This is a genomic window from Pedobacter steynii (assembly GCF_900103665.1).
Taxonomy (GTDB): Bacteria; Bacteroidota; Bacteroidia; order Sphingobacteriales; family Sphingobacteriaceae; genus Pedobacter; species Pedobacter steynii.
Genome location: NZ_FNGY01000019.1, coordinates 1 through 12,493, shown reverse-complemented (window position 1 = coordinate 12,493; position 12,493 = coordinate 1). Strand labels below are relative to the sequence as shown.

At 42.5% G+C, this 12,493-nt stretch carries 10 protein-coding genes and 2 tRNA genes; 9 read left to right on the top strand and 3 right to left on the bottom strand.

Annotated features, from left to right (window positions below; all coding sequences use genetic code 11):
• Positions 1–17 precede the first annotated feature (17 nt).
• Positions 18–764, bottom strand: coding sequence for a DeoR/GlpR family DNA-binding transcription regulator (locus BLQ87_RS32210; RefSeq protein ID WP_074613019.1), 747 nt, complete (start codon positions 762–764; stop codon positions 18–20).
• Positions 765–996: 232 nt separating this feature from the next.
• On the opposite strand from BLQ87_RS32210, the gene BLQ87_RS32205 reads away from it, so the two are divergent.
• The 5 genes from BLQ87_RS32205 to BLQ87_RS32185 all read left to right on the top strand — a co-directional run bounded on the left by BLQ87_RS32205 (position 997) and on the right by BLQ87_RS32185 (position 8,554).
• Complete coding sequence (locus BLQ87_RS32205) at positions 997–4,089, top strand: SusC/RagA family TonB-linked outer membrane protein (protein WP_074613018.1); 3,093 nt, start codon at positions 997–999, stop codon at positions 4,087–4,089.
• Between the two features lie 12 nt (positions 4,090–4,101).
• A complete protein-coding gene (locus BLQ87_RS32200) occupies positions 4,102–5,670 on the top strand; it encodes a SusD/RagB family nutrient-binding outer membrane lipoprotein (RefSeq protein WP_074613017.1) in 1,569 nt (522 codons plus the stop codon).
• Between the two features lie 4 nt (positions 5,671–5,674).
• Entirely contained in the window at positions 5,675–6,457 is a 783-nt protein-coding gene (locus tag BLQ87_RS32195; protein ID WP_074613016.1) for a DUF4397 domain-containing protein, read from the top strand.
• Between the two features lie 116 nt (positions 6,458–6,573).
• Entirely contained in the window at positions 6,574–6,789 is a 216-nt protein-coding gene (locus BLQ87_RS32190) for a hypothetical protein (protein WP_074613015.1), read from the top strand.
• 64 nt (positions 6,790–6,853) lie between these two features.
• Complete coding sequence (locus tag BLQ87_RS32185) at positions 6,854–8,554, top strand: S41 family peptidase (RefSeq protein ID WP_074613043.1); 1,701 nt, start codon at positions 6,854–6,856, stop codon at positions 8,552–8,554.
• Between the two features lie 3 nt (positions 8,555–8,557).
• Here BLQ87_RS32185 and BLQ87_RS32180 read toward each other — a convergent pair whose 3' ends face one another.
• Both BLQ87_RS32180 and BLQ87_RS32175 read right to left on the bottom strand, forming a co-directional pair.
• Positions 8,558–8,887, bottom strand: coding sequence for a 2Fe-2S iron-sulfur cluster-binding protein (locus BLQ87_RS32180; RefSeq protein WP_073238544.1), 330 nt, complete (start codon positions 8,885–8,887; stop codon positions 8,558–8,560).
• A gap of 2 nt (positions 8,888–8,889) precedes the next feature.
• Positions 8,890–9,900, bottom strand: a complete 1,011-nt coding sequence (locus tag BLQ87_RS32175) for an NAD(P)/FAD-dependent oxidoreductase (protein ID WP_074613014.1) — start codon at positions 9,898–9,900, stop codon at positions 8,890–8,892.
• Between the two features lie 129 nt (positions 9,901–10,029).
• Between BLQ87_RS32175 and BLQ87_RS32170 the strand changes: the two genes are divergently transcribed.
• The 4 genes from BLQ87_RS32170 (at position 10,030) to BLQ87_RS32155 (ending at position 12,308) form a co-directional block, all read left to right on the top strand.
• Complete coding sequence (locus tag BLQ87_RS32170; RefSeq protein ID WP_074613013.1) at positions 10,030–10,773, top strand: UDP-2,3-diacylglucosamine diphosphatase; 744 nt, start codon at positions 10,030–10,032, stop codon at positions 10,771–10,773.
• A gap of 159 nt (positions 10,774–10,932) precedes the next feature.
• Entirely contained in the window at positions 10,933–12,006 is a 1,074-nt protein-coding gene (gene prfA / locus BLQ87_RS32165) for a peptide chain release factor 1 (RefSeq protein WP_074613012.1), read from the top strand.
• Positions 12,007–12,083: 77 nt separating this feature from the next.
• Positions 12,084–12,157 (top strand) — tRNA-Asp (locus BLQ87_RS32160).
• Positions 12,158–12,234: 77 nt separating this feature from the next.
• A tRNA-Asp gene (locus BLQ87_RS32155) sits at positions 12,235–12,308 on the top strand.
• The last annotated feature ends 185 nt before the right edge of the window (positions 12,309–12,493 follow it).

The window sequence follows — 12,493 nt, the reverse complement described above, 5'->3', positions numbered from 1 at the left end:
TTTAAAATATCTGGAGTTTATAGGATTTGAAGGCTTTTTATTTGATAATCGTCCAGCTGAGGGTCGGTAGTTGGCAGTTCTGTAATCAGGTATTGAATATTCGTTATCGGGGCGACTTTGAGTCTTAACGAAATGTTTAATTTCTCGGAGATGCACAATACGGCCGTCTTTTTTGAACAATTGAGCATTGTTTTTTTTAATTGATTGATTTCCCAATCGGTATCCGTAAGGCCATCATTTGGATGAAGTGCGCTTGTTCCCAACAGGCAAAGGTCCGGACTGATTTCCGACAACTGATTGATGACATGGCCGCCATAAGTGACCTGTGAGTTTTTAGAAAACAAGCCTCCGATAAGGATCACTTCCACCCTTGGGTAATTGGCCAACTCGATTGCTACAAAGGGGCTAATGGTAAAAAAGGTGGCATGTAAGTTTTCAGGGAGTTGTTTTACCATCTCAATAATGGTCGTCCCTCCTCCGGTTAGAATGACCATCCCGTCCTTTATCAACGTAATTGCCTTCTTTGCGATAATGATTTTGGCTTCTTTGGCGTATACGGTACTGTCGTCAAAAGAAGATTGGTAGGATTTGGAAAGGGCACCCCCATGAACCTTATAAAGCTGGTCACGTTCTGCAAGTTCCTGCAGATCGCGGCGAATGGTATCTTCTGAAACACTTAACAATTGCACTAAATCAGAGGTCAGTACACGATTGTGCAGATTGATCTGTCGCATAATGGAGTCGTGCCTTTCTTTTTTTAACATCTGGTTTTTTTTGAACTAAAGTAGTAAAAAAAAGGAAAACCACTGGTGCGGGTTTATGCGTGTTTGTGCGGTAATTGTAGTAACAAAATCGTGACATTGTATATATATTTCTGTAAACAATGAAAAACATTTGTGATATTTACTAATATGCTGACTTATTTTGCGTTTAATTGCGTGTTTAATTCAGGGGGAACCAACAATCCAAATTAAAATTCTAACCAAATAAGCTTTTATGAAAAGAAAACTACTATTACTTTTTATGGGCCTTTCTGTCTTTGTTACGCAAACGTTTGCGCAGCAAATTACAGTTACAGGAACAGTCAAGTCTGCTGACGGGTTGCCCGTTCCGGGAGTTTCTGTTAAGTCCAAAGCAACCACTGCTGTGACTCAAACTTCCGTAAACGGGGTTTTCAGCATTAAGGTAAACAGCGGAGATGTGCTTGCCTTTTCTTATATCGGCATGATCACGCAGAGTAAGCTCGTGACCGGTGCGGTGATGAACATCGTTTTATTGGATGACGCACAGTCGCTCAATGAAATTGTGGTTACTGCATTAGGGCAAAAGGCATCGAAGCGGTCTATCGGTACAGCTCAACAGCAGGTGAGCGGCGCGGCGATTGCAGAAACACAAAGAGAGAATTTCATTAATGCACTTCAGGGACGTGTTGCAGGGGTCGAAGTAACCAGTTCTTCTGGTGTACCCGGGGCTTCTTCCTCGATTACTATTCGTGGGATCAGCTCTATTAGTGGAAGCAATCAGCCTTTATTTGTTGTCGATGGGCTACCTATTGATAATAAAACCTTAAACACTTCTGCCTTTTATTCAGAGAACAGTTCTACGACTTCTTTTGCCAACAGGGGTGTCGATTTTACCAATAGAGCTGCGGATATCAATCCGGAGGATATAGAGACCCTGGTCGTGTTGAAAGGGCCTGAGGCGGCGGCTTTGTATGGTATTGATGCGGCAAACGGCGCTATTGTCATCACCACAAAAAGAGGGAAGGCAGGTCTTGGTGCCATCAATTACAACAACAGCTTCCGCACAGAGAAAACAACTACCGTTCCTGAGCTGCAGAAGGAATTTGATCTGGGTTCTTTTGGGGGACCTGTTAGTGACAGGTTAAAATATTTTGGGCCGAGATATGCAGATGGAACCAAGTTCTATGACAATGTGGATGGATTTTTTAAGACTGCATTTACCCAAAAACATAATCTGTCTGTTGAAGGCGGTTCTGATGCCGTTAATTATCGTGTATCTACTTCCTACACAGATCAGCAGGGAGTTGTTCCGGGTTCAGATTATAACCGGTTCACTTTAACGGGTTCAACCGGTGGGAAGATCAATAAGTGGCTAGATGTGGATTTGTCGATGAACTATTCCTATGCGACCAATAATCAGGCATTTAAAGGAGATGGAGGTCCATTGATTGGCTTATTGGTTTGGCCACAAGACGACAATGCAAAGGATTATCTGACGGCATCCGGAACCAGAAGAAGATTGCTTAATGGAGGCGATCAAACGCTGGAAATTGAAAATCCTTATTTCAATGTGAATAAAAATAAGTCTACTACAAAAAATAACCGGATCATTTCCAATTTAGGCTTTACCATCACGCCGGTAAAATGGATGAACATCAAAACAAATGTTGGAATAGATGCTTATAATAATAACGCATTGCTTTTAAGTCATCCTGAAAGTAAAAGAGGTTTTCTTAAGGGAGGAATTATGGATGTTGCCAACGACAATACCAGAAACATCAACTCTCAAACGCTAATTAACTTAACCAGGCAGCACATCACGAAGGACATTACGATTGATGCTACATTTGGTAATGCCATAAAAGCATTGAGTTCCAAAACTGAAAGCCAGTATGGAGAGAACTTTCTTGATCCCAATTTTATCTCCATCAACAATACCGCTACTACTTTAAGAAATGCAAAATCCTCTGACGCCAGGCAACGTGTTTTCAGTTTGTTTGCCCGGACCACATTAGGCTATAAAGATTACCTATACCTTACTTTAACCGGAAGAAATGACTGGACATCTACGATTCCTGTGGGCGCGAATTCCTTCTTTTATCCATCCGTGTCTGGAAGTTTTGTATTTACTGAGGTTCCGGCGTTTAAAAACAGCCTGAGTAAAATATTTACCTCAGGTAAGTTGAGGGCCGCTTTTGCCAATGTTGGTAAAGATGCAAGGCCTTATGCTTATGTTCCTGCATTGGAAAGTAAAACCACGGTAGGCGGGGGATATGGATACGGTTTTACAGGGCCTAATCCCGGACTTGTTCCTGAGTTTGCAAGTTCTTATGAGTTGGGAACAGAACTCGCATTTTTCAAAGACAGGCTAGGTCTTGATGTGACCGTTTATCGTAAACAGACCACAGATCAGATTGTAAATGATGTTAGGGGAAGTTATGCTACCGGATATATTTTGTTTAACCTTAATGGTGCTAAAACCAGAAACCAGGGATTGGAAATCAGTTTAAGGGGAACACCTGTTAAGACCAACAGCTTTAGCTGGGACATCATGACTAATTTTGATATGACCAGAGGAAAGGTGTTGGCATTGCCGAACTCTCTTCCGGAATCTTACGTATCAGATAGCTGGTTATACGGGAATGTCAGGAACGGGGTGACTAAAGGGTTCTCTACGCGTACATTGACCGGTCTTTTTTATCTGCGTAATAACCAGGGAGAAATCCTGATTAACCCTGCGAGCGGTTTACCGGTAAGGTCTACGACTTTTATTGAAGGGGGCTATGACCGTCAGCCTGATTTTTCTTTAGGCATCACAAATACTTTCAGGTATAAGGATTTCTCTTTGTCATTCTTACTGGACATTAGAAAAGGGGGAGACATCCTGAATGCAACGCAAAGTTTACTGACCCAATTGGGATTGTCGCCGATGACGCTGGATCGATTGCAACCGAGAATTGTTCAGGGTGTAATGAGAGACGGTCTGGAAAACAGCGCGAATCCTACACGTAATAATATCAGTATTACTCCATTCTATCAGAACCTGTATTATACCGAGATGAGTGAGGAGTTGTTTATTGAAAAGGACATCAACTGGATCAGGTTAAAGGACGTTACACTTCAATACCGGTTGCCTGCGTCGTTCCTGAAGAAACAGGGATTCATAAAGAATGCAAGTGTGTTTTTTACGGGTACCGATCTGTTCCTGATTACGAATTATACGGGGCTTGATCCTGTTGTGAATGGGAATACTGCCGCAGTAGGGGGCTCTGGCTCACAGGGAATTGATTATGGAAATTTCCCGATTCCGAAAGGATTTAATTTTGGTATTAAGGTTGGCTTTTAAAGGTAATTAAAGATGAAAAAAATATATATACTATTGATCATGGCCGGAATGGTAACCTTGGGTGGTTGCAAGAAGTTCCTGGACGTAAATGATAATCCAAATGCACCTCAGGTGGTGGAAGCAAATTTATACCTCGCTCCAATGCTTCACTGGATGGTCACTTCACCAACTTATGATTCCCGTTTTATCGGGCGTTATACTCAAAACTGGACGATCATTACGACAGCCAATACCTGGGACAGGCAAGGTTATGATCCGGCTTCAGATAATGCGGGTCAGCTGTTTCGGGATGTCTATTGGAGTCTTGGGCAGAATCTTGTAAATATGAACTCGATTGCCGAAAAGCAGGAGCGCTGGGATTTGCTTGGTGTAGGACAGATCTTAAAAGCCTGGGGCTGGTTGGCACTAACCGATATTCATGGGGAAATTCCAATTAAGCAGGCATTTGAGGGAAGAACCGCGTTTGACTATGATACGCAGGAATTTGCTTATCAGGAATCCTTTCGTTTGCTAGACCTCGCCATTGCGAATCTGAAAAGAACGGATGGAGCAGTTGATAATAAATACCTTGCGAAAACAGATATCATTTACAAGGGAAAGACAGACCTGTGGATCAAATTTGCCAATGGCCTAAAGGCGATGGCATTGAATCATTTCTCCAATAAAACTGGCTTATATAAGCCTGATGATGTGATTGCGGCGGTAGATGCTTCAATCGGTGCAAGTGATGCCGAGCAACCGTTGCTTGCATATACCGGAACGGCCAATGATGATATTAATTTTTATGCAAGTAACAGGGATAATTTAACCAATTACCGTCAGACTAAATTTATTCTTGGTTTAATGAACGGAACACAATACCCGGGCCTAGTCGATCCAAGGATGAGCAGAATGTTGTCCCCATCACCAGATGGTCAGTACAGAGGTTTGGACATTGCGCTTGGTGTAGGGGCGCTAACTGCTAATCAGCAACCACAGAATTTTTGGGGCTATCCAACATTGGATCTTTCTTTGAGGAAACCCTCAAGGTATATCTTCTCCGCCAAGTCGAAATTGCCATTGTTCACTTATTCTCAACTTCAGTTTGTAAAGGCGGAAGCAGCCTTTAAAAAAGGAGATAAGGCAACAGCTTTAGATGCCTATACAAAGGGAATCTCTGCGCATTTCGATTTTGTAAATGCAAGAAATTCAGATGATGGACAAGTGCCTCTCCAGATTTCTGCTACAGAAAAAGCCGCTTATATGGCTTCTACCCTGGTTATTCCTGTTTCGTCAAATGATCTGACGCTGACCAATATCATGCTTCAGAAGTATATTGCGCAATGGGGCTATGGGCATTTAGAGCAATGGATGGACTTACGAAGGTATCATTATAAAGATCTTGATGCTGCAACCGGGGCACAGGTTTTTGCTGGATTTAACCCTCCTTCAAGTTTATATCCGGATAATGCCGGTAAACTGGTTTATCGCATTCGTCCGCGCTACAATTCCGAGTACATCTGGAACAGAGAGGCGTTGGATAAAATCGGTGGACTGACAACAGACTATCATACCAAAGAAATGTGGATTACTTTACCTTAATCATATGAAAAGAAAACTTTTATTATCAGCAGTACTTCTGCTGTCGACCATCATATATTCCTGCGACAAGACCGATATCCAGACGATTGACGGACCTGCCAGTGGCGCCTCGGTGAAGTTCTTTAATTTTGCAATCAATAGTCCTGTGGTTAATTATTATGCCAACGACACCAAGGTGACTGCTGCGGTGTCTACAACAGGTGCAGAGAGTGGAACAACCGGATTGGCCTATGCTGCGGTTTATCCTGCCACGAATGCTTATGCAATATTACCCGGTGGGGCTTATGACCTGAAGGCTACCCGTCCATCTAATGCCGCTGCGGACCCTAAACTTGTGATCAATAAACTCAGTACAACCCTGGTGGAGGGCAAGAATTATTCTTTGTACCTCTGTGGTTTCTATAATACGGTAGCAAAGACCAGTGATGCCTTTATGCTGGAGGATGTACTTCCTGCAGTCGATTCTTCAGCAGCTTATGTCAGGCTTGTTCATACTTCTCCGAATGCAAATCCTGTAGATCTGATCATTCAGAACAGGACGAGCAAAGCAGAGCTGACCATTGCCAGCAATCTGCCTTATAAATCGGGAGGGACTTTTGTGAAAATACCTCAGGGTGTTTATGACCTGCTATTGCGTTATCCTAACAGTAATACCAATGTGTACACCAGAACGGAAGTTTCTTTCACTAAATCGAATACTTATACTTTGACATTGCGTGGCGATATTACCGTTGGAGGGACTACGGCTACGAACCGGACGTTTATAGACAATACGGCTAACCGATAGCTGTTCCTTTAAAATAAAAACGCCTCCGGACTCCGGAGGCGTTTTTATTTGGCGTCTTTATTTTAATGCGCACGTCCTATTAGTTATTTTCCTATTTTTGCGTCAAAGTATATATTATGGCAAGTTTTTCACTTACTCCTGAGACCTGGAAAAAGGTTAAAATCAAATTTCTTAGAAAATATCGTGATTTGGCAAGCGTAGAAATTTCTTTTGTTCCCGGACAAGAGGACCAGTTGGTGGAGCGATTGATGGACTTAGTGAAAAGGGACCGTAAGTATATTGAGTTTACCATCGAGAAGGCTTTGGCTGATCCTGATGGCAACAGGCTATAAATCTTCATTAGCCTATTGAGTTACAAGGCTTTTTTGTAAATTTACCTTTCAACAGATGGGTAAAATGAAAAACTACAAACTTGCCGCAGCCTTCTCCCTTATTGTTTTTGCTTCTTTAAGCTGGTCTTTTAAGGAGGATTTGTTTCAGGTTTCCAAGAACCTGGATATTTTCGCTTCTCTATATAAGGAAGTGAATATCAATTATGTCGAGGAAACCAATCCATCAGATCTGATGCGCAGCAGCATTGATGCCATGTTGGAAAAACTTGACCCTTACACAGAATATATTCCAGAGTCTGAGATTGAAGACTATAAACTAAAATATGTCAGTACTCAATACGGGGGTATAGGCGCAACCACGCTTTTTATTGAGGGCAAATTGTTCGTGAATGAGGTTTCTGAAGGTTACCCTGCAGATAAGCAGGACCTGAAGCCAGGCGATCAGGTCCTGAAAATCAATAATGTGGAGGTGAAAGGAAAAGAGCGGGCACAGGTGAGCCAGTTGTTGAGAGGGCCAAAAGGTTCTACAGCTGAGTTGTTGTTGATCAGAAATGGTTCGGTGATTACCAAAAGCATCACCAGGGATGAAATTAAACAGCCTAATGTCCCTTATTCCGGGATGACTGACGATCAGATTGGCTATATCCGTCTGGATAAGTTTCTGGAAAATGCGGCCCAGGAGGTAAAAGAGGCGGCGTTGAATTTAAACAAACAGCAGCCAAAAGGTTTAATCATTGATTTAAGGTATAATGGTGGTGGAATTTTGCAGGAGGCGGTAAAGATTGTAAACCTCTTTGTGAATAAAGACGTTCTGGTTGTAACTCAGAAAGGCCGGAATCCACAGAAGACGATTACCTATAAAACTCAGGCCGAGCCTATTCTTCCTCAGATTCCATTGGTGATCCTGGTTGGAGGTTCTTCAGCCTCTGCTTCAGAAATTGTTGCAGGTGCTTTACAGGACCTCGACAGGGCGATTATTGTCGGTCAGCGGAGTTATGGGAAAGGTCTGGTACAACAAACCTTTAATCTGCCCTATAACAGCCTGGTTAAAGTAACCGTGGCTAAATACTTTACGCCTTCAGGAAGGTGCATCCAGGCGCTGGATTATGCCCATAAAGATGCAAATGGAAAGACACCTAAGGTGGCAGATTCGGTAATGGCGAGATTCAGTACCAAAATGGGCAGAAATGTATATGATGGAAATGGGGTGTTTCCCGATGTTGTGGTGGAGGCCTCGAAGTTTAGTCCGATTACCATCTCCTTATTGAATAAAAGCTTATTTTTTGATTATGCGAACAGCTATAAAAAGAACAATAAAACCATTGCTCCGGCTGCCAGTTTCCGGCTAACGGATCAGGATTATGCTGCTTTTGTAAATTCACTGGAAGGGAAAGATTATTCTTATACTTCCAGTACCGAGCGACTCTTGTCAGACCTGCGTGCTGAAGCGGAAAAAGAAAATAAACTTCCTGCGGTAAAGGCCGATCTGGAGGACCTGAAAGCGAAGATGCTGGGGGCGAAGAAAACGGATCTGATTACTTTTAAATCAGAGATCAAAAAAGTGCTGGAAACACAGATTGTGAGCCGTTATTATTATGAAAAAGGGAAAGTGATCCAGGCGTTTCAATATGATAAGGAATTGACGGCAGCAAAAGCTGTTTTAAACAGTAGTGCCAAGATGCTGGCAATATTGAAAGGGGAGGGCGAATATAAAACTATAGGCAGCCCAATCAAGACAATTGCGGCTGCTCCTATAGAAAATTAGTAATTAGTTTACGCCATGAAGTTTAACCACAAGGCCATCCATTTCGTGGTTTAGCTGTAGCTGGCAGGCCAGTCTGGAGTTTGGAAGCAAATCTGGCAAAGTATCGAGCATGGCATATTCGTCATCGCTCATTTCTTTTAATTTGTCTTCACCTTCCAGGACATCTACACAGCAGGTTGCACAAAGTGCCATCCCACCACAGGTGGCAAGGATGTCATATTCACATGCTTTTAAGTATTCCATTAAGCTGAGGCCCATATCTACAGGGGCCTCAAGTGTCGTTCTGCTACCGTCCGGATTTTCTACGTGCAGGGTAATGTTATTTTCTTCCATGCTTAAAATTCTGATACGCCGTTAACGGTAGTATATTTCATGGTATATTTAATTCCCGGGTTCATGTATTGATATGCACTATGGCTCATCAAGGCTGCTTCATGGAAACCGCAAAGAATTAGTTTTAATTTATTCGTGTAAGTATTGATATCGCCAATAGCGTAGATACCCGGGATATTCGTTGAATAATCATCAGTATTTACTTCAATTGCACTTTTGTTGATGTTTAGGTTCCATTGTTCGATCGGGCCTAATTTAGGGCTTAAACCAAATAGAGGAATTAAATGATCTGCAGCGATATTGCTTTTCTCCAGGCTGCGGTTGTGTACCAATTCTACATTTTCCAGTTTCCCGTTTCCGGTTACGGAGCTTAGGTTGCTGTTTAATACCAGATTGATTTTTCCGCTTTCTGCCAAAGCCATTACTTTATTTACAGAGTCCGGAGCACCACGGAAACTTTCGCTGCGGTGAACCAATGTCAGTTCGTCAACGATGTCAGCCAGGAAGATGGTCCAGTCTAAGGCAGAGTCACCACCACCTGCGATTACCATTTTTTGTCCGCGGTATTGTTCAGGATCAAGGATCATATAGTTGACACCTCTTCCGTTTTCAAATTGTTCTAATCCTGCTACTGCTGGTTTACGAGGTTCGAAACATCCCAATCCACCGGCAATAACAACCACTTTTGATTCTATGATGGTACCCATATTGGTAGTCAATACAAAATCACCTTCCCCACGTTTCTCTAAACCTTCGATTCTTTCTCCTAAAGTGAAGCCTGGGTGGAAAGGTTTTCCCTGTTCCATCAGATTGTCTATGAGCTCCTGAGCCAATACTGTTGGGTATCCTGGAATATCATAAATAGGTTTCTTAGGATATATTTCCGACAATTGACCACCTACCTGGGGTAAGTAATCGATCAGATGACAACGCATTTTAAGGAGTCCTGCTTCAAAAATTGCAAATAAACCAACGGGTCCGGCGCCAATAATGGCTATATCAGTAGAAATCATGTGTTTAAATTTTTGGCGAATTTACGAACTTTTGTTTTAATAACAGCGGTAGTTTAGATATATTCTAGATAATTGGTAGAACTTCTGACAAAACTCGGATAATTTTTTTACTTATCTTTGTTCATACTGATGACAAAAAACATATATTTTGCTTCTGATTTCCACCTGGGCTCTCCGAGCCATTCCGAAAGCAGGAAGCGCGAAGATCGGATCATTCGCTGGTTAAATGCCATAGAAAGCACTTGCAGTGAGCTTTTTTTGATGGGTGATATTTTTGATTTCTGGTTTGAATACCGCGAGGTTGTTCCAAAAGGCTTTGTTCGTTTGCAGGGTAAACTGGGGATGATGAGCGATGCGGGAATAAAAATTTATTTTTTCAAGGGGAACCACGATATGTGGGTAAATGACTATTTCACAAAAGAGATGGGTATTGAGATCATCAGTGATGAGTTGGTAATAGAGAGAGCCGGCAAGCGGTTTTATCTTCATCATGGAGATGGGCTTGGTCCGGGAGATCAAAAATATAAAGTGCTGCGGAAGATTTTTAGAAATCCGGTATGTCAGTGGTTGTTTGCACTCGTTCCTCCGAGAATTGGATTGGGAATTGCGAACTGGTGGTCGGGCAACAGCCGGTTAGCACATAGCACTGAAGAGGTTTTTAATGGTGTAGAAAATGAATGGCTGGCTGTTTATGCGAAGGAACAATTGCAAAAAGCGCATTTTGATTATTTTATTTTTGGACATCGTCACCTGCCTTTGGATATTCAGCTGACCGATAAAAGCAGGTATATAAACATCGGGGAATGGATTAATTTTAGTTCTTATGCAGTATTTGACGGCAAAGATTTAACACTGAACTATTTCGAAAAGTAATGAACGGGGGAAAAGAATCCGGCAACGAATAAATTTTTAGTATCATTAACTGAAAAAGCCGTATTTTTGCTGCCCAAATAAATCAATTGCCAGGATAGATCTCCGCAGGACGGATTTTAATTGAAAAGGCAACAAGTTTTAATTTTCTGAAAAAAGAATATGTTAGAGAAATTAGAAGCAATTAAGCTGCGCTGGGAAGATGTAGAAGAGCAGTTGAGTAATCCTGATACGATGCAGGATATGAAGCGTTTTGCGGCTTTAAATAAAGAGTACAAAGATTTAGGCAAGATTGTAGATGAATATAAGATCTACAAGAATGTAATGAGCAATATCGACGCAAATAAGGAGATCCTGGCAACCGAGAAGGACGCTGAGATGCGCGAGATGGCTAAAGAAGAACTTGACCTGCTGTTGAAGCAACAGGACGAGCTGGAAGAAAAGGTGCGTTTGATGCTGATTCCGGTAGATCCTGAGGATGCTAAAAATGCAGTGTTTGAGATCAGAGGTGGTACTGGTGGTGACGAGGCAGCTTTATTTGCCGGCGATTTATACCGTATGTACAGCCGTTTCTTTGAGCAAAAAGGCTGGAAGGTAGAAACTGTTGATGTGACTGAAGGTACCGCCGGTGGTTACAAAGAGGTGATCCTGAAGGTGAGCGGAGAAGATGTTTACGGACAATTGAAATATGAATCAGGTGTTCACCGTGTACAACGTGTGCCGGATACCGAAACTCAGGGACGTGTACATACTTCGGCAGCTTCAGTAGCGGTATTACCGGAAGCGGAAGAGATTGACCTTTATGTGAACCCTGCAGATATTGACTTACAGACTTCCCGTTCGGGTGGTGCCGGTGGTCAGAATGTGAACAAGGTGGAGACGAAAGTTCAGTTGACACACAGACCTTCGGGTATTGTGGTTGTATGTCAGCAGGAGCGCTCTCAGCTAGGAAACAGGGTGATTGCGATGGAGATGCTACGTAGTAAGTTATATGATATCGAATTGCAGAAGAAAAATGGAGACATTGCGGCAAGACGTAAGACTATGGTTTCTACCGGTGACCGCTCTGCAAAGATCAGAACTTACAATTATCCACAAGGTAGGGTAACAGATCACCGTATCGGATTGACACTTTATAACCTAAGTGGCGTGATGGATGGTGGTGTTCAGGAGCTGATTGATGCATTACAGTTTGCTGAAAACGCAGAGAAAATGAAAGAAGGTTCTGTAGCATAAGGACTTACGATTATTTTAAAAAATAGTTTGTGAATATAAATAAAGGCTCTATATTTGCAATCCCGAAAGGGAACAACGGACCGGTAGTTCAGCTGGTTAGAATGCCGCCCTGTCACGGCGGAGGTCGCGGGTTCGAGTCCCGTCCGGTCCGCAAAAGCACTCAGAAGAGTGCTTTTATTTTTAATAAGTAGAGGCGCTACTATAAAAGGCCACCCGAGAGGGAAACACGGACCGGTAGTTCAGCTGGTTAGAATGCCGCCCTGTCACGGCGGAGGTCGCGGGTTCGAGTCCCGTCCGGTCCGCAAATCTTAGATCAAAACATTGAAAAGCCTGCAAATCACACGATAGCAGGCTTTTTCGTTTTACCGACCCGCCGAAATATTCAAATTTTCGGATCAATGCCAAATGTTGTGGAGCAGTAATATGTTTTTCCGATTTTAAGCATATAGTTGAGTAAGTCTGAAAAGGAAGAATTCAATGTTTTTGA